Annotated in this window: 20 protein-coding genes and 2 pseudogenes; 15 read left to right on the top strand and 7 right to left on the bottom strand. The window is 43.2% G+C overall.

The annotated features are described in order from the left end of the window. Positions 1–29 precede the first annotated feature (29 nt). From V7K49_RS29310 to V7K49_RS29285, 6 genes and pseudogenes are all read left to right on the top strand, one after another. Positions 30–503: a GNAT family N-acetyltransferase gene (locus V7K49_RS29310; RefSeq protein WP_334870465.1), complete on the top strand. Its 474-nt coding sequence runs from the start codon at positions 30–32 to the stop codon at positions 501–503. Positions 504–595: 92 nt separating this feature from the next. Further along, positions 596–1294, top strand: a pseudogene (locus V7K49_RS29305) (tetratricopeptide repeat protein); the annotation flags it as partial. A 366-nt stretch (positions 1295–1660) separates the two neighbouring features. After that, entirely contained in the window at positions 1661–1879 is a 219-nt protein-coding gene (locus tag V7K49_RS29300) for a hypothetical protein (RefSeq protein ID WP_334870463.1), read from the top strand. Positions 1880–2026: 147 nt separating this feature from the next. Then, entirely contained in the window at positions 2027–3217 is a 1191-nt protein-coding gene (locus V7K49_RS29295) for a pyridoxal phosphate-dependent aminotransferase (RefSeq protein WP_335208757.1), read from the top strand. Positions 3218–3328: 111 nt separating this feature from the next. Beyond that, positions 3329–3766, top strand: a pseudogene (locus tag V7K49_RS29290) (secondary thiamine-phosphate synthase enzyme YjbQ). A gap of 184 nt (positions 3767–3950) precedes the next feature. Further along, positions 3951–5024 (top strand): aromatic ring-hydroxylating dioxygenase subunit alpha, encoded by a 1074-nt coding sequence (locus V7K49_RS29285; RefSeq protein WP_335208756.1) that lies wholly within the window; start codon positions 3951–3953, stop codon positions 5022–5024. Between the two features lie 9 nt (positions 5025–5033). Here the strand turns inward: V7K49_RS29285 and V7K49_RS29280 are convergent, their stop codons facing one another. Further along, positions 5034–5222: a hypothetical protein gene (locus V7K49_RS29280; protein WP_334870455.1), complete on the bottom strand. Its 189-nt coding sequence runs from the start codon at positions 5220–5222 to the stop codon at positions 5034–5036. 195 nt (positions 5223–5417) lie between these two features. Here V7K49_RS29280 and V7K49_RS29275 point away from each other — a divergent pair, with 195 nt between their 5' ends. From V7K49_RS29275 to V7K49_RS29265, 3 genes are read left to right on the top strand one after another with little or no spacing between them, the layout of a single operon-like run. After that, a complete protein-coding gene (locus V7K49_RS29275) occupies positions 5418–6131 on the top strand; it encodes a 2Fe-2S iron-sulfur cluster-binding protein (RefSeq protein ID WP_335208755.1) in 714 nt (237 codons plus the stop codon). Then, the gene (locus V7K49_RS29270; protein WP_335208754.1) at positions 6128–7123 is read left to right on the top strand and encodes an FAD binding domain-containing protein; all 996 of its coding nucleotides are present in this window, start codon (positions 6128–6130) and stop codon (positions 7121–7123) included. Before V7K49_RS29275 ends, V7K49_RS29270 begins: the two co-directional genes overlap by 4 nt. Beyond that, positions 7120–9234: a xanthine dehydrogenase family protein molybdopterin-binding subunit gene (locus tag V7K49_RS29265; RefSeq protein WP_335208753.1), complete on the top strand. Its 2115-nt coding sequence runs from the start codon at positions 7120–7122 to the stop codon at positions 9232–9234. The genes V7K49_RS29270 and V7K49_RS29265 overlap by 4 nt, the downstream gene beginning before the upstream one ends. 35 nt (positions 9235–9269) lie before the next feature. On the opposite strand, the gene V7K49_RS29260 is transcribed toward V7K49_RS29265, so the two are convergent. Together V7K49_RS29260 and V7K49_RS29255 are read right to left on the bottom strand one after the other, a co-directional pair. After that, positions 9270–9947, bottom strand: coding sequence for an SDR family oxidoreductase (locus V7K49_RS29260; RefSeq protein ID WP_335208752.1), 678 nt, complete (start codon positions 9945–9947; stop codon positions 9270–9272). Positions 9948–9958: 11 nt separating this feature from the next. Continuing rightward, complete coding sequence (locus V7K49_RS29255) at positions 9959–10939, bottom strand: alpha/beta hydrolase family protein (RefSeq protein ID WP_335208751.1); 981 nt, start codon at positions 10937–10939, stop codon at positions 9959–9961. 695 nt (positions 10940–11634) lie between these two features. Here V7K49_RS29255 and V7K49_RS29250 point away from each other — a divergent pair. Both V7K49_RS29250 and V7K49_RS29245 read left to right on the top strand, forming a co-directional pair. Next, on the top strand, positions 11635–12030 hold the full coding sequence (locus tag V7K49_RS29250) for a hypothetical protein (protein WP_335208750.1): 396 nt from the start codon (positions 11635–11637) through the stop codon (positions 12028–12030). 406 nt (positions 12031–12436) lie between these two features. Continuing rightward, positions 12437–14206: a WD40 repeat domain-containing protein gene (locus V7K49_RS29245; protein WP_335208749.1), complete on the top strand. Its 1770-nt coding sequence runs from the start codon at positions 12437–12439 to the stop codon at positions 14204–14206. A gap of 351 nt (positions 14207–14557) precedes the next feature. Here V7K49_RS29245 and V7K49_RS29240 read toward each other — a convergent pair whose 3' ends face one another. Together V7K49_RS29240 and V7K49_RS29235 are read right to left on the bottom strand one after the other, a co-directional pair. Then, positions 14558–17227 (bottom strand): trypsin-like peptidase domain-containing protein, encoded by a 2670-nt coding sequence (locus tag V7K49_RS29240; protein ID WP_335208747.1) that lies wholly within the window; start codon positions 17225–17227, stop codon positions 14558–14560. Positions 17228–17423: 196 nt separating this feature from the next. Further along, positions 17424–17792 (bottom strand): CU044_2847 family protein, encoded by a 369-nt coding sequence (locus V7K49_RS29235; RefSeq protein ID WP_335208746.1) that lies wholly within the window; start codon positions 17790–17792, stop codon positions 17424–17426. Positions 17793–18217: 425 nt separating this feature from the next. Between V7K49_RS29235 and V7K49_RS29230 the strand changes: the two genes are divergently transcribed. Further along, a complete protein-coding gene (locus V7K49_RS29230) occupies positions 18218–18577 on the top strand; it encodes a hypothetical protein (protein ID WP_335208745.1) in 360 nt (119 codons plus the stop codon). 14 nt (positions 18578–18591) lie between these two features. Here the strand turns inward: V7K49_RS29230 and V7K49_RS29225 are convergent, their stop codons facing one another. Beyond that, positions 18592–18858, bottom strand: coding sequence for a hypothetical protein (locus V7K49_RS29225; protein ID WP_335208743.1), 267 nt, complete (start codon positions 18856–18858; stop codon positions 18592–18594). A 31-nt stretch (positions 18859–18889) separates the two neighbouring features. Here V7K49_RS29225 and V7K49_RS29220 point away from each other — a divergent pair, with 31 nt between their 5' ends. The 3 genes from V7K49_RS29220 to V7K49_RS29210 all read left to right on the top strand — a co-directional run bounded on the left by V7K49_RS29220 (position 18890) and on the right by V7K49_RS29210 (position 21001). Further along, positions 18890–19450, top strand: coding sequence for a Uma2 family endonuclease (locus V7K49_RS29220; protein WP_335208741.1), 561 nt, complete (start codon positions 18890–18892; stop codon positions 19448–19450). Between the two features lie 117 nt (positions 19451–19567). Then, positions 19568–19759, top strand: coding sequence for a hypothetical protein (locus tag V7K49_RS29215; RefSeq protein WP_273769186.1), 192 nt, complete (start codon positions 19568–19570; stop codon positions 19757–19759). 90 nt (positions 19760–19849) lie between these two features. After that, on the top strand, positions 19850–21001 hold the full coding sequence (locus V7K49_RS29210) for an AI-2E family transporter (protein WP_335208738.1): 1152 nt from the start codon (positions 19850–19852) through the stop codon (positions 20999–21001). Positions 21002–21211: 210 nt separating this feature from the next. Here V7K49_RS29210 and V7K49_RS29205 read toward each other — a convergent pair whose 3' ends face one another. After that, positions 21212–21535, bottom strand: a complete 324-nt coding sequence (locus V7K49_RS29205; protein WP_335208736.1) for a hypothetical protein — start codon at positions 21533–21535, stop codon at positions 21212–21214. Positions 21536–21704: the final 169 nt, after the last annotated feature.

Raw genomic sequence — 21704 nt, 5'->3', positions numbered from 1 at the left:
AGTAGTATTTGGCCTCCTGCTCTGATATCATGCCTGAAATAGAAACTGTAAGACTGCTACTAAGACCATATACTCCTCAAGACCTGGATGAACTTGCTCCCATTTTGAGCAACCCAGCAGTTATGAGGTATTCACCCAGAGGGCCGATACCAAAAGATCAGGTCAAAGAAGTAACACAGGAAATATTAAAATTTTTTATTACACACTGGCAACAGCACGGTTTTGGTGTCTGGGCTGTAGTGGAAAAAGCCACCGCCAAATTAATTGGTCATTGTGGGCTGAATTTTTTACCAAATAGCCCTGAAGTCGAAGTTCTTTATCGGTTAGACGAAGCTTATTGGAATCAAGGAATTGCCAGCGAAGCCGCAAAGGTAAGTTTGAGGTATGGCTTTGAGGAAGTCAAGCTAGATCATATCGTCGCCATCACTGCACCAGAACATATAGCTTCGCGTCGTGTGATCGAGAAATGCGGCTTGAAATACCAGAAAAATGCTCAGTTTTAGAACTTAGATGTAGTGTATTATGCTCTGGCTCGTTCAGAATGGCGATCGGATGATTCACTTTACATTTTGCAACTTTAAAGTTTGGATTTTGGCAAGCGTTGGAATATTTTGACAAAGCACTGCCAATCTTTAGGCGATTGCAAGACACTCAAAGTGAAGTTTCTACTCTTAATGATGTAGCACTAATTTATACCCACTTAGGAAAACCGAAACGGGCACTGTTGCTACAACACCAAATTTTGAGGATGCGGCGATTATTAGGTGACTTTTCTGGAGAAGCAACAACTTTAAATGGCATTGGGTTTGCTTACAATGTCTTAGGCAAGTTTGAGCAAGCTCTAGAATTTTTTCAAGCAGCACTTCCAATTCAACGATCTCTCAAGAATTTGCTTGGTGAAGCAACTACCTTGAATAATATTGCTTCTGTCTATAATGATTTAGGAAAACCTAAACAAGCGCTATTGCTCTACCATCAAGTTCTTTTGACACGAAAAGCAATCAACGATCGCTCTGGCGAGGCAACAACCCTTCACAACATTGGTTTTACCTACAGCACCCTGGCACAGCATCGCCAAGCAATGAAGTTCTACAAACAAGCCATTGTGATTTATCAACAACTGGGCGATTGTCTGGGAGAAATTTCAACTTTGCTGAATATGGGAAGCCTTTACGCTACAATAAAACGGAAAAAAATAGCGCGATCGTACTACCAAAATGCCCAAGAGTTAGCAGAGAAAATTGAACATCAGCCACTTCTGGAAAAACTACAGCAGTTTATAGATTCATTGTAGTAATTAGATGCAGCAGCTCAGATTCCCAACTTCTTAAATAAGTTGGGAATTTTTTTGTTCGAGTTTAAGCTCAAAAGTTCGCAACTTGGCATAACTCTAAGTAAGCTGTTTCCCAAATCAGCCGCGCCCAATTTTATTTGATAGTAAAGCTCATACTTAAGTAACATATAAATTTTATTAGTAACTGTGTATTTTAAATAAAGACAGTTTTATCCATAGAAGCACAAGTTTTCCAATATTTAGCTATTTCTTTCATCTTTACACCCAGTTAATTGTATTTTTTGTTACTGCCAACCATATATTGCTCAACAGGTTACGATCAATTAAGAAGTAATAATTTTTTACGGCACCGCCAGGAGTTTCTTAATGTTCATTGATGAATTGTCACCTATATTCAGAGAATTTATCCAGCATCCAGTCTCATTTGTGGGTGGGTTATTCTCTGGTGTGCTTCGGCTGAATCTTGCAGACGATCCCGTTAAAAGCTGGCTGGATCAACAGATCCGCTCAAATAGTTACACGATCACCACAACAGACGCACATAACGGCAAAGCGAGTGGGCCTCAACAGATTTCGATTGACTAAATTTTTGGGTAATCGCAAATCTGGTTAATCATTTTGGTGAGAGACTCTCACACTGTATGCTTGCATCAATGTGGGAGTCTGTCACAGAGAAACCTTCCATGTCTTCCATATTAAGAGATACTAAAGCTAGGTAAGTGGCAAAGAAATATGGAATCCCTAACCTCTCGTATGCAGGCGGTACAGTCGCCAATTATTCCTGTGGTTGGGGAACTGATTAAAAACTCCCCTGGAACAATCTCTCTAGGACAAGGTGTTGTTTCTTACAACCCACCACCGGAAGCTATAGAATTTTTACCCAAATTCTTCGCCGAACCGACTAATAATTTATACAAATCAGTTGAAGGAATTCCGCCATTGTTGACAGCACTTGCAGGAAAACTGCAAGCTTTCAACAACATTGAAATCAATGGGGAAAACTGCATCGTCGTGACAGCGGGAAGCAATATGGGATTTATGAATGCCATTCTTGCTATCACTAACCCAGGCGAAGAAATTATTCTGAATACGCCCTACTATTTCAACCACGAAATGGCGATCGCAATGGCTGGTTGTCGTGCAGTGTTAGTGGCGACAGATGAAAATTATCAATTGCGAAAAGAAGCGATCGCTCAAGCAATTACTCCCAAAACACGGGCTGTGGTCACAATTTCCCCGAATAACCCGACCGGAGTTGTTTATTCGGAAGCCGCATTGCGCCAAGTAAATCAAATTTGTGGCGATCGCGGCATTTACCACATTAGCGATGAAGCCTATGAATACTTTACCTATAACGGGGTAAAACACGTTTCCCCTGGTGCATTTGGGAATAGTAGCAAGTACACTATTTCTCTCTTTAGCCTTTCCAAAGCATACGGTTTTGCCAGTTGGCGCATTGGCTACATGGTGATTCCCAAACACTTATTTGTTGCTGTCAAAAAAGTCCAGGATACGATTTTGATTTGTCCGCCAGTGATTTCCCAATATGCAGCTTTAGGGGCATTACAAGCAAAAGAGGAGTATTTGCAGAATAATATAGGTGCGTTGGCGCAGCCCGCCGTAGGCATCGCTCAAGTGCGGCAATTAGTATTAAACTCCCTTAACCGCTTACAAGGTTTATGTAGCATTACACCCGCTAATGGCGCTTTCTATTTTTTCCTCAAGGTTAATACTCAGATGGATGCTTTTGAGTTAGTTAAAAGACTAATCCAGGAACATAAAGTAGCAGTCATTCCAGGTACAACCTTTGGTATGGATGATGGATGCTACCTACGCGTTGCCTATGGGGCGCTACAAAAAGAGACGGCAAAAGAAGGTATAGAAAGATTAGTACAAGGTTTGGAAACTATAGTTAGGAGTTAGAGACGCGATTAATCGCGTCTGTACAGGAGTTTGGAGTTGATATTTAATTTATGAGGGCGTTAAACTGTGTTGGCGTACCTTCTTTGCAATTACAAACATAAAATTGAACAGATGCCAATTATTAATAAGTTAATTGAAATTGAAACTGAGCCAAAAATTAATATTTATAATATCACACCACAACTCAAAGATTTTCTGGCCTCAACATCAATTTAAAATGGACAAGTTTTACTATTTTCTCGGCACACAACAACAGCTTTAGCTATCAACGAAAATGAAGTCAGATTGTTAGAAGATATAAAAGTGTTCTTGCAAAAATTAGCACCTGAATCAGACAGCTATTTGCATAATGACTTGCATTTAAGAGATGTCCCAAAAGATGAGCCGATTAATGCTCACTCTCATTTAATGGCAATGATGCTGACCACTAGTGAGATAATCCCGGTTGTGGATGGTAAATTAGCTTTGGGAACCTGGCAATCTGTGTTGTTTTTTGAGTTGGATGGGCCGCGCAAAAGAACGGTATTTGTGCAAATTTCTGGTGAATAATGCAACTTCACACCTGGAGTGGATCGCAGATTATCCCAAATCTGAGAGAATTACGAACATGACCAACAAGTGTATCAGTTGAATTTACTTACAGCAATTAAAAATCTGAAAGAATGTTTTCAAGCATAACCTTCCTTTCCACAAACCAGGACTTTCGTTGTGTCAAAGGCAGACGCAATTAGCTATGAAAAATAACGATAACTTTGTATTACGTAATACTTGGTACTATGCTCTGCCTAGTAATCAGATTAAGCCAGGTATGATGATCAGCCGCATTTTCTTGGGAGAACCGGTGTTGTTAGTCCGCGATCGCAATGGCAAAGTCTCTGCGATGCGGGACATTTGTCCTCATCGGGCCGTGCCCTTGAGTTGTGGTAAATTTGATGGCCAGGAAGTGGAATGCTGCTACCACGGTTGGCGCTTTAACTCCGGTGGGCGCTGTACTGCGATCCCCTCTCTTGTAGAAGAACAGCAGATGGATTTGAGTCGCTTCGACGTCCAGTCCTATGCAATTCGGGAAGCCCAAGGGAATATCTGGATATATATGACTGATCCCGATAACCCTCAGCCTGCTTCTGACATGGAAATTCCGGTCATTCCAGGATTTGATGAGCGATCCCTACGGGGGGCTTTGCTAACACCGCAATTCGTAGAGATCATGAGATTCCCCTGTTTTATAGATCATGCAGTGGTAGGTCTGATGGACCCTGCTCATTCACCCTATGTTCATCGCGCTTGGTGGTGGCGAAATGAGCAACTGCACGAGGAAGTAAAGCAATTCGACGCTTCGCCCTACGGCTTCACGATGCGACGACACCGATTACCAGCGAATGGAGGTCGATTATACTGGCTGATTGGCGGTGGTGTACCGGAAACGGAAATTTCTTTTCGTTTACCTGGAGTCAGAATTGAAGAAACCACGATTGGCAAGCATCGAGTCGTTAATTTAACGGCAGTTACACCCATTTCAGACACAGAAACCGAGGTAACTTTTGCTCTTTACTGGACACTGCCTTGGGCAGGATTTTTCAAGCCATTGATGCACGTACTAACACAAACCTTCCTGGGTCAAGACCGAACGGTTGTGGAAAAGCAGCAGATTGGTCTGAAATATAATCCTGTGCTGCGACTGATTAAAGACTCAGATATGCAGGCGCAGTGGTACTACCAGTTAAAGCGGGAGTATGCTCGGTCTGTCGCTGAAAGACGAGAATTTGTGAATCCTGTCAAGGGTCAAATACTCCGCTGGCGTGCTTAAAATTGAGATTTACGGCGTTGCATATTTGCAGGATGTAGCAGCAACTAAGGCTGATCTCTCCTGCTTGCCCAAATTCATCCCACTGTTCTGCAACGCCAGATTTACTTCTTTTGCCACGTCAAGAATTGAAGTTCTAATGCGTAGGCGTAGCCCGTCGTAGACATCGCCTAAAAACCAAAACTGAGAATTTAGCCTCAAACAGCAATATCATGCTAAATCCACAGCTGAGAAGATGATCCGGCTATTTGGGTAAGCGTACTTTGTCTGATTTTTTGCTTATTTCCCCAAACTCTTACCTGCACTTAACCTTAAATTATGTACACAATACTAAATAGCTATGCATATCCCTAAGTTCTCAGAATTACCGCATTATTCTATCTAGAAGGACGAATTATGGAACACGAAAAAAGGGTAGAAAAAACATCCCAAGGCGGTTTTTGGGGACACGCATTGACTGCTGCCGGAACAGCTATAGCCGCTCCCTCATTGCTTAATCAGGCAACTATAGCAAAGGACGCTAGCCAAAGTAACCCAGGTGAGATCAACGTAAAACTTACTGTTAACGGTGAGCAGCAAACCCTCGACCTTGAGCCGCGTGTCACACTCTTAGATGCCCTGCGCGATCGCTTGGGGCTAGTGGGCAGCAAAAAGGGATGCGATCACGGACAGTGTGGGGCCTGTACTGTTCTGATCGATGGTGAGCGAGTTTATTCCTGCCTGACTCTGGCAGTGATGCAGGAAGACAAGGCGATCGTCACCATTGAAGGGCTGGCGATGGGCGATACTCTCCATCCAGTGCAGGCAGCATTCATTGATAACGATGGCTTCCAGTGCGGCTATTGTACCCCAGGACAGATTTGTGCTTCTGTTGCCTTACTTGATGAAGTCAAACGCGGTTGTGCCAGCGTTGTCACACCAGATTTTGCTCGTCCTCCACAGTTGGCTGAACTCTCTGAAGCTGAAATCAAGGAGCGACTGAGTGGTAATCTCTGTCGATGTAGTGCTTACAACGGCATTGTGGCAGCAGTCCAGCAGGTAATAGGACAAAAACCGCCCTCTCCTGCCGCAACTGTGATGGTCAATGAACCCCAGGAGATGCTCAGATGAACAACTTCACTTATACCCGTGCCACTTCTGTGAAAGATGCGGTTGAACGGGCAGCGAATGACCAAAATGCGATATTGATTGCAGGCGGTACGAATTTGGTTGACCGTCTCAAGGTTTTCCTAGATGAACCATCGCAACTTATTGACATCTCTCGATTAGAGATGAAGCGCATTGAACGGACAAGTGAGGGTGGTTTGAGCCTTGGAGCGCTGGTAACTAACACAGCAGTGGCAGACCATCCTGATGTTCGCCGCGATTATCCAATACTATCCCGGGCGATTCTTTCTGGTGCGTCTCAGCAAATCCGCAATATGGCAACCGTAGGGGGCAACCTACTGCAACGCACTCGCTGTCCCTACTACTACGATACAGCCTTCCCTTGCAACAAACGGCAACCGGGAAGCGGCTGTCCGGCAGCAACGGGCATCAACCGGATGCACGCCATCCTTGGGGCCAGTGACCAATGCGTGGCAGTTCAACCCTCGGATATGTGTGTCTCTCTTGCTGCTCTGGATGCTGTTGTTGTTGTGGAAGGCCCCAACGGTAAGCGGCAGATACCATTGACAGACTTTCACCGACTACCAGGGAACACACCCCAGCGAGATACAAACTTAGAGCCAGGTGAGTTGATTACCTCTGTGATTGTTCCCCCAGTGCCGTTTGCCAAATCAGGGGTTTACTTAAAGTTACGCGATCGCACTTCCTATACCTTTGCGTTAGTCTCTGTGGCGGCTGCGGTTGACTTGGCAAGCGAGCAGATTCAGAATGTGCGCTTGGCAATGGGTGGCGTAGCCCATAAACCTTGGCGATCAAAGGAAGCAGAAAAGTTTTTGATCGGCAAGAGTGCCAATACTGCAACGTTTCAACAGGCGGCAGAAATTGCACTTCAAGAAGCTAAACCATTAACTTATAACAGTTTCAAAGTTGACTTGGCAAAGCGGGCAATTCGTCGCGCCCTCACGGTATCAGCTAAAGGAGGAGGCGTAGCATGAACAAAGTAATTGGGACTGCCATCAACCGTAAGGATGGACGGGCAAAGGTTATGGGCACGGCAACCTACGCCGCAGAACATCAAATTCCAGGTCTGGTTCACGGTTATCTTGTCACCGCCAGCATTGCCAATGGGCAAATTAAAAGCATCGACATTAGTGCGGCAGAAAAGGCAGTAGGTGTGATAGATGTTTTCACGCATAAAAACTCGCCTAAAGTGTTTACGCCAACCAACGACTTTATGACCTCGAAAATCTACGAGGCACGTCTGCCGTTATCGGATGACAAAATTTACTATGCAGGGCAAATTATCGGTTTGGTAGTGGCAGACACCTTCGAGCGGGCGCGTGATGCGGCGCATTTGGTCAAGGTGGAATACATAAGCCAAAAGCCAGTCGTGGAAGCTGCGAAAGCCACCTTCAAGGAGGCACCACCGCAAATGGGTCAAGAGCTAAAGTTTGAAAAGGGGAATTTTGCGGCAGGGGTGGCGAGTGCAACAACCAAACTTACAGCCACCTACAAAACTTCCACGGAAATGCACGCGCCGATGGAACCCCATGCGATCATTGCCCACTGGGAAGATGCAAACTCACTCACTGTTTACGAACCGTCCCAGTGGGTGTCGGCAAGCCAGCGCACCTATGCAGAACTCTTTGGACTCCCAATTGAGCGGGTTCATGTGGTCACACCATTCCTGGGTGGAGCTTTCGGCTCCAAAGCCTTTCCCTGGCCCCACGCTATTCTCTGTGCTGCGGCTGCCCGTGAACTTCAGCGTCCTCTCAGAGTCGTCCTCAGCCGACGGCAAATGACAGCGAACGCCGGACACCGCTCTGAAACCGAGCAAACTATGCGTTTGGGAGCAACTGCTGATGGTAGTTTAACTGCGATCGCCCATGAGGTTAAATCCTGTACCTCACCAGTGGATGTCTTTACAGAACCCTGTACTGCGGTCACGCCAGTTATGTACACAGCGCCGAATTTGCAACTGAAGCAGGAACTAGCGGTGCTGAACATGGGTACACCAACATTCATGCGCGGGCCAGGAGAGAATCCTGGGATGTGGGCGTTGGAGTCAGCGATGGACGAACTGGCCTGGATGCTAAAGATTGACCCGGTAGAACTGCGCCTAAAAAACGAAGCTAAAGAACACCAGCGCCAAGGTCAGCCATTCTCAGCCAAACATTTTGCTGACTGTTTGCTCTTGGGTGCGGAACAATTTGGCTGGAAAGACAGACCAAAACAGCCCCGTTCTTTGACATCCGATGGTAAACTCGTTGGTTGGGGAATGGCGGCAGCAACCTACCCTGGCAGGCGGGGTAAAGCATCAGTCAAGGTACGGCTGCTACCAGATGGTACTGCCCATATTCTCGCCGCCGGCAATGACATGGGCACTGGCGCATATACCGTTGTTGCAGCCACAGCAGCAGACGCATTAGGGCTACCCGTCGAACAGATACACGTAGAGTTAGGCGACTCCTTGCTACCAGATGGAGGCATGGCAGGTGGTTCCATGATGACAGCATCTCTCCTCCCGGCGGTGATGTCAGCTTGTGAGCAAGTCCTGAAAACTGCTAATGCTAAGACCGCAGAGGAGGCGTTTGCGACTCTGAGTCAGTCCGGACAGGCAGCAATTGAGGCCACAGCATCCTCTGCTCCTGGCGATGAAGCCAAAAAATGGGCATTCCAGTCTTGGGGGGCACATTTTTGCGAAGTCAACGTGGATGAAGAAATCGGACGTTTGCGGGTGACGCGCTGGGTGTCAGTGATGGATATCGGGCGAATCATCAACTCTAAGACAGCAGCCAGTCAAGTCCGTGGTGGGGTGATCATGGGTATTGGGCAAGCCTTAATGGAGGAGTGCCATCTTGATCCAAACATTGGCTACCCCGTGGTTTATGACCTTGCTACCTATCACTTCCCAGCCCATGCAGATATTCCTCGCATTCAGGTGGCCTTCGTCGGCGAACCTGACTTCAACTTCAACCCAGCAGGTGTACGAGGTGTAGGCGAAATTGGGATCACAGGTGTTTCAGCTGCGATCGCCAATGCAGTTTACCATGCCACAGGTAAGCGCATCCGTGATTTACCCATTACACCTGACAAGTTGATCTAAAAGGCATTGGGCGTTGAAAAGAAGCTCTAGGGGCACTAATCCAAACTAAATTCTGCAAATTCTCTTTGCCCAAACAGCATGTTTCGGTCTACGGCTGACAAAATTTTATTATTGGCGCGATCGCTATTTAAACAGCGAACAACTAACTGCGCGACATCTGCACGATTAATGCTACCAATAATCTGCGGATCTTCGGTTAAAACGCCATTACCCGTTGCTGCTTCTGACTTGAGTCCACCAGGACGGATGATTGTATAGGTGAGTCCACTGGCAATTAAGTGTTGTTCAGCTTTGTCTTTCTCAGCTAAAACTTTTCCCAGTACCTCTAAAACTTGGGGTGAGGCAGCAACAACACTATTGCCAGCACCTATGGAAGATACAAGAATAAACTTTTGCACCCCAGCTTTAACTGCTGCATCGATCAGATTTCTATTACCAGGGTAATCTGGCCTTTCTACGTCTGATGGTAAACCGCCAATTGTACTGATAACAGTGTCAATAGGTTCATCTGTCAGCATTGCCCGTTCTACATCGCCAACATTCAAGGCATCTCCCAGAACTACCTCAATACCGATTCCTTCTAGTTGAGCAGCAACTGCTGCTGTTCTCAGGAGTGCTTTGACCTTTAGCTGTTGTCCTGTGAGGGATTGGGCAATTTCTCGACCAACACCGCGACTTGCTCCAGCCAGAAAAATATAAGATGCACTTGTCATAATCAGCCTAACTACTTACGCTCAAAGGATTTTATCAGAGGATTGGCAGTATTCAATAATTGCTCAAGCAACTGAGATGCTTCTGGTTGGTGGCGAACATAAGTGTCAATAAATAGACCAATAATTTCACTCATTAGCAAATGCAAGTTTTCTTGGGGTTGAGTAGCTTTTAAGTCGAGAGACGATCTACCTGTAGTGGAGTCTGGCTGATCAACTATCGAAAAGTGATTTGCTCCCTCTAAGATTACTACATAGCTGTCATTTCGTCCCCCAGCAATTGCTTCTTGGAATGTACGGATGATTGGGATGGCAGCATCCCCAGGACTTACACCATAGAGTTCGCTACTGTTAAGCATGAATCCATCACGGGTTCCTCCCATCAGTAGAAGTGGTAGGGAATCTGGTAAAGGTAAGATGGTTCCTGGTTCATACCCCATGATTGGAAATCCTGTGCTACTTGCGCCATAAGCAAAAGATGCAGCAACTTCAGGGAAAAACCGAGGGTCAGCATTTTCGATAGATACCATACCACCCGCAGAGTGTCCACCGAGAATGATCCGTTGTAAATCCAGCATTCCTGCTAAAATTCCCTGATTTTGTAACTGTTCGAATTTAGCTAGGAGTGCTGGCAAAGCCGAAGCTGTGGGAGCAGTACGATAAATAGTGGGTTTCATCTTTTCTAAATCAAGCCCAGGTGTAAGACTAATTACGCCTGGTAGATTTTCGGTAATCCAATTAAACAGAACCACTACCAATCCACGTTCAGCGAGTTTAACCGCTAGCCATTGGTATTGTTGAGCATCACAGTTAAAGCCGTTGAATAAAATCACTACTGGAAAAGGTGCGTTTTCTGGATTAGCTGGCTCAATTCCGGTACTTTTTTCTAGCTGAACCGGTATCTGTGCTGGATAGAGAATTTTCAGGTGAATGGTATCGTAAGGTGACTGGAAACCTTCAACTTTGGCAGCTTCAAAAAAAGCCCGAACTGTCATCTGTACCTTCCTGACTATGACTTCAAGAAAATCTTCCTCTCAGTCTACAACTGTTCCTTGCAAGCAAAATCTAATGATCTAAAATAACGAAGTAAGCAAAAGGCAGCAGTAAAGACGCGATTAATCGCCTCTGTATAGGAGTCAGAAAAATCATTTCACTGATTGGGATTTTATGTTCAGGACTTACGCACGGGTTATGAAAGAACGTAGACGCAAAGCGGTGAAGCAGCGCCTGCCGTAGGATGCCCGAACGCAAGAGCGTCTCCTTTAGGAGAAGGGCTGTAGGGGGTTTCCCCCATGAGCGACTGCTGTTAGCGCAGCGGTAGCGTTAGCGAAGCGGTAGCGTTCGCGCAGCGTCTCGTAGAGAGGAACGAGCGTCCGTAGGAGCGTCACCCGGAGGGCTTGCCGCAGGCTACCACAGAGACACAGAGAAGCCAGTGCGCCCTTGCGGTTCCCCGACTTGTACCCCTGCGGGGAAGCAAGCTACGCGCAGCGTCTCCCTTAGGAGAAGCAACTGGCGCAACACGGAGGAATGAGAGTTTGAGAGGTTTTTTGCGTAAGTCCTAATGTTGAATTATATTTACCTACTGGTAATTAAAAATATTAGTACAAGAATTATACTTAACCCAATTGTAGGAAGTATTTTAGTAAACAATTGTGCCAATCTAGCAAATAACTTTTCAAGGGATTTACTTATGGCTAAAAAATCTCAACCTAATCTAGAACAATATCAAGATGTCAGATTATCTGCCACCACAAGAATTTGGGTAATTACAGTCGCCATTCTCGGAGTTTGCGTCCCACTGTCAGCAGTTACCAGAAGCGGTGCTATTCTTCCTTTAGTTGCTATTGGTGGCGCAGCTGTTGGTACAGTTGCTGTTTGGCGTTCTGATAAGCAAAAATCAAAAACTAACGATTTGCAACAACAGCAAATAGAACTGTTAGAGCAAAGATTAGCGAATTTAGAAACAATTGTTAGCAGTGATGACTTGAACTTGCAAATGAAAATTAAACAGATCGAAGCAAAGGATACTTTTGGCAACTCCTCTGATGTAAGTACTACACCCAGACAACCAAAACGCAAAGGTTAAAATTAACCAATCTTCACCATTTATACTTATTTCAGATGATCTCCCCTAGAATCAGCGCTACTAGGTTATTTTTGTGTAGGTATTTGTTGACTTAACGTTACTGCAACCTTTGAAATCCCTCTCAGATTAAACTTTTATTTGCAACTAGAACTGTTTCTAGGGAAACAGTATCTCGCTCTCCATCTCCGTTAGAATTAACTGACATCAACTAATTCTATATACTTAAGTTGCATCAGTGAATGAAATGTCTAAGTGCTATCCATCTATCTCTTTCCCGCAAACATCTGTCAATGACTGTGTTTTTTTAGACTACTAACATTACTGAATTTTTAATTAACTAAGGTTATAAACTTGAGTAATTGTATTGGTATAGCTTACCTTGGGTATGCAATAGTTTGCCGCAGGAATGCAGATGGATTGGATTAGCTTACTCAAAGCTCAACAAACTGACTTCCTTCAACGTGTGAAAAAACCTAAAACTTATGACTTATCTTTGCTGGAAAGTCAAGTTAAAGGTTGTCACACTGAAATAATCGGATTTCGGGGTGAGCCTTTGGCAAAACTCCAAGAACTTTCTCGCCAACAAGCAGAAGTTCTCGCCAAAAATCCGCCGCCGACGCCGCCTGAATATCCTGAACCTCCCGACTGGACGATACCTTTTCCCAAATACTTCCAACGACAAGCGGAAGATTATTTTTTGCGGGAGCAAATCGTTGACTGGATGATAACTGAACGCTTGGGGAAATTGGTAAAAAAGGTATCACAAGATACCTTGCAAAGCATGATTTTAGATGATGAAGGAAATTTGTGTGGCGAAAGTAAATTTCCTTATGTCCTAAAAGATAATCCTCAGCTAAGTATTCAAGTTTATGTTGCTGATGGAGAAAGTTTTAATGGTATTAAGAAAGACAAAATTAGGTGGTCAGTTACTCAAGAAGATTTGATAAATCACCAAGGATTAATTTTTCTTTGTTTGTTTTATCCATCTACAGGTAAATTAGGTTACGAGAAGCAAAGTATAATAACAGGCTTTTTACCTACAAATACCCTTGAACTTACTGAACCTAAACTGGATATCAGTCCGAGTAATTTGTTATATGCGGGGGGGTTGAGTTGGTATTTAGAATCACTAGTTGCTAAAAAAGACACGTCACCAGTAATTAATGAGAAGGCGATCGCAGATACAATACAAACTCTACCATCAGAGCATTACCTCAAGGGTATAGTAGGTGATTGGGAATGCTGGCAGACTTTGCAAGGGCACAACAAAGGGATTAATTGCTTGGCTTTCAGTTCTGCGTGTAAGAATGGCAAAGCTTTACCCATATTGGCAAGTGGTAGTCGGGGAGAGACGAAGCTCTGGGATTTAAGCAAGGGGGAATTAATAGATACATTATCAGAGTATCCTTGGGTGATATCTGGGCTAGTGGATGAAGTGAATTCTCTGGCTTTTAGTTCAGATGGGCAGACTTTAGTGAGTTGCGGTGCAGATTCCACAATTAAGCTTTGGCACGTCGGCGCTTTAGACTTGATAGATATTTTGCACAAACATAATGGCGTAGTGCGGTGTGCTGCCTTTACCCCAGATGGCAGAATGTTAGCTACAGGCGGAGATGATCGGAAAATTCTGTTTTGGGATTTGATGCAACGTCAGGTTGCGATCGCTCTCTCTTTAGATGATACAGCAGCTCATTCCCTAGTTTTGAGTCGAGACGGGGAAACTCTGGTGACAGGTAGCTATCGCAAAATCAAAGTCTGGCGCACCTCACTTTTGATGGGAGTCAAAAGTTTAAAGGATGCACAACCACTGCATACCCTGATGGGTCATTCTCACATTGTTGGTTCCTTAGCAATCAGTGCAGATGCTAAACTGCTGGTGAGTGGTAGCTGGGATCAAACGATTAAAATTTGGCAATTGGAGACTGGGGAATTACTTCATACTCTCAGAGGACATAGAGATAGAGTATATGCGATCGCTTTAAGTCCAGATGGTCAAATTATCGCCAGCGGTAGTGCTGATAAAACCATCAAGTTGTGGCATCTACAAACCGGAGAATTGCTGGGTACGTTTACAGGTCATACTCATATAGTCACAGCATTAGCTTTTACGGCTTCCGGCGAGATGTTAGTTAGCGGGAGTTTGGATAAGACAATTAAAATTTGGCAACGCAGTTAGAAGATGTTTGAAAAATCATGATTGATGTATCAAATATTTTTTACCCCACCCTAACCCTCCCCTTGGAAAGGGGAGGGAACTAAGTTTACGGTTTCCCCCCTTTATATTGCAAAGACGGAGGGAACTAAGTTTACGGTTTCCCCCATTTATAAGGGGGGATTAAGGGGGGTAATAATTCGATTAAAATTACAACATACCACTTTTCAAACAACCTCTTAAGACTAATTCGTAATCGGCTACGCTAACGTAATACTCGCCAAAGCGTAAGAAGCAAGCTACGTAATTGTGGAGTCTTTGATAATCGTGAATGAAACTCAGAACTCCTTTAATAAGTTTTTGAACTGGATGAATCTACCTTTGATACTCGTTAACAAGTTTTTGAACTCGGTATCTAAATACTCGCAAACGACGCTTCACAAATGTCAGTATTGGATTAAATCTAACTAACTCAGGATAAACAGGAATAAAAGACTCCTTTTGCTTGCTAAATCTAACTGCTAACGTCCTTGCTGAAGTAAAAATTTTGTCTTCATAAATGTCTATTTCCGAAAGGCGGATGATTTTGTTTAACGCTTCTGCATTGCCAATATTACCCAAAGCCGATGCCGCGTAGTATTTGACGTCAGATTCAGAGTCCTTGAGGGCGGCGATTAATTCCTGAGACATCCGCAAATTAACTTTTCCCAATGCCACTACAACCGATTCAATAAAAATAGCGTTGGGGTAACGTCGCCAAAACTTGTAAATCTTCTTGATTATCTTGGCAATTAATTCTGGATTTTTGCTGATTTCACCAGAAGCCTCTCCATTCTGCTGAACTTCAACAATACATCTCCCCGCCAATAATAACAGCGTCTGAAAAATATCATCCTTTTCTTTAAACAACGCTTCTATCAACAACATGGGATTTTTCATTAAACTTACCAATAAAGTCAAAGTTTCATGAAAATCATATTCCCAAAATAGTTTTTTTGCTAAAGCAATACCATCACTCTGATTATTTCTGATGGCTTGATTGAGATAATATGCTGTGAAATATTCCTGAAAGGTGCGATGTAAAAATAAATATTGCTCTTCATTTCGTGAAAGCTTTTGAATAATTCCATCTGCTTCTGAAAGTTCTTTAATTAATTCCTCAGTAGTCTTATTTTGGAAATCGCGGGTTTCTTGGTTGTTTAAATATGTTTCAATTCTATTATGCAATTCATCACGAGAAAAAACTTCTTTGCCTTCGCTGCTAAAGTTATATGCCAGTTCAGCCAATAATTTCTTTTTAGCAATCACATTTTCGGAGAATAATCGATTATTATCATTCCTCCATTGACTTAACATATAATCTACAGCTTTTTCATAAACCTGGGCGCGACGTGCGGGAAGCGTCAGCCCTTTGGTTTGATACAAGCTACACAGCAAAGATAAAAGTAGAGGATTTTGCGCTAAACCAGCAATTTGTGGTTTATTTTGTATTTCAACAATCAGCCCTTCTGCGGAAACAGAATCATCCTTAATATAATCAGCCGCATTCTTAAACCAAATTTGAATATATGCTTCTGTTTGCTTTTGACTAAAAGGAACAATTTCAACTTCCTTAGCACTATCTACAAAAGCACCACTGTAACCGACAATTCTGGAAGTGCAAATAATTGGACAGTCATAAGTTCTCAGAAAACGGTTGAGCCTTTGTTTTAAACGAAGGCGATATTCTTGTGGAACTTCATCCAAAGCGTCTAAAAGTAAAAAACATTTACCATTCTTTAATTTATCTTTTAATAAATATTTGATAGATTTTGTTATTTTTTGATAATCCCTCTCAATAATTCGAGGAATAGCATCAATAATTTCTTCTTTAGCTTCAGCCAAATCAGATAACCGCAAAAACAACGGAAATATTACATCATTTACACCTAATTTTGACCTAACCCCTCCTCCCCTTGAAGAAAAGGGCGTGTCTTGCTCCCCTCCCCTTGAAGGGGAGAGGTTTCTTAATAATTTCTTTCTTTGCTCACGAGCAATTAAGCCAGCCTCCATCCTTAATAAAGTAGATTTTCCCATACCTGGGTCAGCTAAAACCATAATTTTTTGGTTTTCTTTTTTTGCCTCTTCCCAGTCAACAACAACTCGCTTTGTTTCCTCTTCTTTTCTTTTTTGCAATTCCTCATCAAAACCTTTCATCGCATAGAGACGCTTAAATTCCGCCTCACCTTCTGTATATGTCCAGCTTGTTTCTATTTCATGCTTATATTTTCTTTGTAGAGTTACTTGAATCGGGATATATCGCTTTTTCAGGATAACTCTTTCTTGAGTATGGAACAGCTTAATATCTTTAAAATATTCTTTAATATCTGCCAAGAAATGGCAAACAGCATTTTTTTCTGGTTCTAATCCTAGCTTGTCTAAGCTATCAAGAAGATTATCCCAGCGAATTACATAACTTGCATCGCTTTTACTGCATTGAATCACTCCCACCACACCGCCCAAATCTTCAGCCAAAACCGCACCGCCACTACTTCCCGATTCAACTTTTGCATCAAGTTTATGGGACGAAAAGGTAGAATTTTCATGTGGAAGCTTATTCCAGGGATTATTAAACTTTATTTCATTTTGATTGCGAGTTTTATAAGTTGAAACTACATTCAGAGGCGCACTAGGACGAATACTTTCGGAAAAAACATCAAACCCTTCCGGAAAATTAGCCTTTTTCGCTGGCGGAAAACCATAGATTTTTACTGATGTTGATAGCTGTCGAGGATTAATAATTGGAACCGCCTCTGCCAACGACTCAACATTTATCTTTAAAATTGCAATATCTACTTCTAAATTTGATAAATTTTCACACCATTCTGCCTGATAAACTTTTCCTTGATATTCTACACTGAGTGCATCCAACAAATAAATAACATGATGACAGGTGACAAGATAGCCATCAGCGCGAATAATAAACCCAGAACCGACAGTATCCCCCTTAGAATCGAGGATTTTGACCATTGATTTTCTCAGTTCATCCAGGGTGTAATTGCTCATGTTCGTGAGATATACTCAAAACGGCTTAAAACTGTAATTCTGAGCGAAGCCCTTAAAGGATGTTTGAAAATAGATTAAGCAAGATTCCAGTCCACTAAAGTGGACTTAAGCTATGAGCCGCTGAACTTCAGTTCTGAGCGGGATAACGCTCAGTGCGATGCTTTGGCTGTTACAAAAATGTGGTTGATAACAAGGGCTAAAAGGTGTGGGGTTTCTGTGATGGTTTTTCCTGACTCAAATCCCACTCAATCATTACCTTCACATTAGCTTGTGCGCTTCCTTTAGTAACAAAAGGAACTCCTGTTTCTCCTCCAACTTGCAAACCAAATTCCATCGTCACTTTACTTGGTGCGCTATCACTCATTCCCTGCTTAACGCTATTGAGTATCAGTGTGGAATAATTGCGTACCGTACTACTCATCATTATTTGTAGCTTTTTTGACCTTTCCTCGATGTTAGCGTCAATATATCCGACAGCTTGCAATTCATCAGTATCAGCGTCGTCGTATTGAATATAGATTTTTTCTCCGTCGGAACCAATAACTTCTGTTATCTTTGTTGACATAAGCGTATTATTACTGCATCACCTTAATAATAGCAGCTTCCGCTTTGACATTTCCGTATTCCGCGCAGCCTGTAGCAGCTTCCGCTTTGACGTTTCCGTATTCCGCGCAGCCTGTAGCAGCTTCCGCTTTGACGTTTCCGTGTTCCGCGCAGCCTGTAGCAGCTTCCGCCTTATTGTGATGAGAAACAGACTCGTGTTACAGCATCTTCCTTTAAAGGAATTACAAAAAAAATTATCCAGTAGCGTGTGTTACGGCGTAGCCTAACCCACCGCCTAACAGATAATAGGTGCGTTACGCTGTCGCGATAACACACCCTACAATCTACGAAGGCTTTTTTAGAAAAATCAACAATTTTACGTATGACAACTTCTTCAACAATTGTCCACTATAGAGTTATCATAAATTTAGAAAGTGAGTATTAATTATGGCGAGGAGAAAACGCAATTCACGTAGTTTGGGCAAAGCTGAAGTACGTTTAGCAAGCATTAAATCCATTAGTCCAACTCTCGATGTCGGAGAAAGTTTAACAGTCAAAGATTATACTGAAAAAATTGAAAGCCTCCGAAAATCTCTAGAAGCATATAATACCACCCTCTCTACTATTGATGTCTTACTAACCCAGCTCATCGAAAATGAACAAGATTTAGCAGACTATTCTGAGAAAATTTTGCGTGGTATTGCTTATAAATATGGTAACAATAGCCATGAATATCAAATGGCTGGAGGTACTCGTAAAAGCGATCGCAAGCGTGCTGTGCGTCAAAGCGTGGTTTTGTCCAAGTAATACCATTTTGGATTTTAGGTCGCACCTTTGGTGCACTGAAAGCGCAACGCCAGATTTTGGATTGAGAATTGTTGTTTGCGTCTAGGTTTGTCAATCCAATCTCGGCTTTGTCTGCGGAGCGATGGCGTACCCGCTCTTTCCGGTGGCGATCGCAATTGGATTAATATTGTACCAAGTAAAAGTGCGATTGCATTCCAAATGCAAAGCTGAATCAACGGCTTGAGTTTGCGAGGGATAGGAGAGGTAGCAAACTCTAAGAGTAAGCGATCGCTAACGCACATAATTAAATCATCCCCTCTATTTCACTCACTTATGGCGATCGCAACTCAACCCCAATTAACTTTAGAAGAGTTCCTCAAACTGCTAGAAACTGAGCCAGCATCAGATTTTATCAACGGGGAAATTATTCAAAAACCAATGCCCCAAGGTGAACATAGTTTACTCCAAACTACTCTTTGCAAAACGATTAACGGCATAGCTAGAAGTCAAAAAATTGCTTACGCTTTCCCAGAACTGCGTTGCACCTTCGGCAGCGCTGCGATCGTTCCTGATGTCTCTGTGTTTAGCTGGGATAGAATTCCTAAAACTTCAACTGGCAGAATTGCTAATCGCTTTGAAATTCATCCTGACTGGGCAATTGAGATTCTTTCCCCAGACCAAAGGTTAAAAAAAGTGTTGAGTAAGTTATTGTATTGTTCGCGCAATGGTACTGAATTAGGCTGGTTAATCAACCCTGAAGACGAAAGTGTGCTGAGGATTTTTCCGGGACAGCGAGTGGAATTATATGAAGCTGCTGATAAATTACCCATCCTAGAGGGTATCGAATTAGAACTAACTGTAGGACAAGTTTTTGGCTGGTTGAGTTTGACGTGAAAAAGAACGCATTTCCTAGAGAAAGTTGGAAAGGATTGTATCTGTAGGTTTATTGTAGAAACTGGATGGTACAGCGCAAATTCGTATGTACCAAAAAAATTTGTATGCCGTGCTTTTATGGAAAATCAACTAGGATTTGTTCTGAAACTGCTTTTACTCTCGGCTTTGTTATCGGTATTAATTAAGTATGCAGGGCCAAGTCTATCAATTCCGGCGACAGCAACCAACGCGCTGATTATAATATTTTTGCCGATTGTGATTATGGCGATCGCGCTACTGTGGCGATTCCAAGCACAGAAACAAAATTAACTCGAACCATTTACGCACAAGTTACTAAAATCAGCTAACCTAGCTGAATTACAACAAAATTGCATCTCGCCAACTGTTGGAAGTCAGCCTGTGAAACTCGGTCAATGGATCGGCTTAATCGCCATAGTTCTTTCTTTATACATTCTGTGGCAAATTCGGGAAGTACTTTTGCTCGTGTTTGCCGCAGTTGTGTTAGCCACCACCTTAAATCGGCTAGCGAAACGCTTCCAACGCTCAGGTATGAAGCGTGGATTCGCTGTCCTTCTCTCAGTAGCTATCTTTTTTGCCGGAATCGTGGGTTTTTTCTGGCTAATTGTGCCACCTTTTGCCCAGCAGTTTCAAGAACTAACCTATCGGGTTCCCCAAGGATTTGGACGCTTTAATAGTTGGCTTGACGGTCTGAGAACCCGCATTCCTACTGAATTGATTCCTTACATCCCAGATTTAAACAGCCTGATCCAACAAGCACAGCCCATCGCCAATCGGGTATTAGGAAACTCCTTCGCCTTTGTATCTGGCTCCTTAGAAATTGTCCTCAAGGTTTTACTAGTGCTAGTTTTAACAGGAATGACATTAGCCAACCCCGTGGCTTACCGCAAAGTCTTTGTGCGGCTTTTCCCCTCATTTTATCGACGACGAGTCGAAGGGATTTTAGATCAATGCGAAGTATCCTTGGGGGGATGGGTAATAGGCGCTCTCATTGCTATGGGTGTAGTCGGGTTGATGAGTGTAATTGGCTTATCTGTTTTGGGTGTAAAAGCAGCACTTGCTTTAGGGGTTTTGGCAGGATTTTTGAACTTAATTCCCAACCTCGGCCCAACGCTGAGTGTAGTACCAGCAATGGCGATCGCTCTGTTGGATGAACCCTGGAAAGCAGTTGCTGTCTTGATTCTCTACTTTTTTATTCAACAGGCTGAAAGTAATTTCATCACGCCCATTGTGATGGCGCATCAAGTCTCATTGCTACCAGCTGTAACCTTAATTTCCCAGTTATTTTTCGTGACTTTCTTTGGCTTTTTAGGATTATTTCTAGCACTACCCCTAACTGTCGTCGCTAAAATTTGGGTGCAAGAGGTGTTAATTAAAGATGTTTTGGATCAATGGGGAAATAACCATAGAAAAGAGACTGAGTTTGTGATGGTTTCTGAATCTCCTGAAGTAGATGACTATTGGACAGCAGAAAGTCCTGATATTAAAAAGGAGCGACCGATTGATCATGATATCTTGCAAAATGAAGATTAGTTATATAAGTAACCGTACAGAATTAATTACAGTCATTGCGAGCGTTGACGTTCGCGCAGCGTCTCTAAGAGTTGCCTCTCGTAGAGAAGCGTTCGCGAAGCGTCTGGTAGAGTTGCAATCCCAGCCGCAAGCGAATTGCTTCATTTCGCAACTCTACCAGACGCTACCGCGAACGCTCCATTCGCAATGACATTGTGTAATTAATTTTGTTTATCTACTTAGCAATCCTATTTGATTTGTGAGAATTGCAACCCACAGATGTACCCCGGAATCACTCCCCTTTTCTCTGGTGATCAAAATCTGACGTTCGCCCCACATCACTGCGTCCCACCTTAAACCGCATTTAGAGCCTACAGCTTCCTCTACCTCAGACCGTGGCGGAACATCATCAGCAGAGCCTGTATAATCACGGTGAGAATAACGTGCTTTACGTTCTTTGGCAGCATCGAGGAGCGATCGCACTTCACTTGGTGTAAGGTATTCTTTAGACCTGTAATGCTTGTTAGATAGACGAGTAGGGGGTGGCAACCTCATTTATGACTGGTGATAGTGTCCGGTGTACACGGTTTTATTATGGACACTATACACCCTCAAGATGCCTATGATTTCGTTGATAGTCACGCCACTGAGAAGTTATTGCAAAAAGTTATTAATTGTTTTTGACAATATCTAATTTGTCTTAACCACTATTTTGTAAATCTTG

Source organism: Nostoc sp. (assembly GCF_036919675.1).
Classification (GTDB): Bacteria; Cyanobacteriota; Cyanobacteriia; order Cyanobacteriales; family Nostocaceae; genus Nostoc.
Note: the sequence above shows the minus strand (reverse complement) of the source record. Positions and strands in the feature narration are given on the sequence as shown.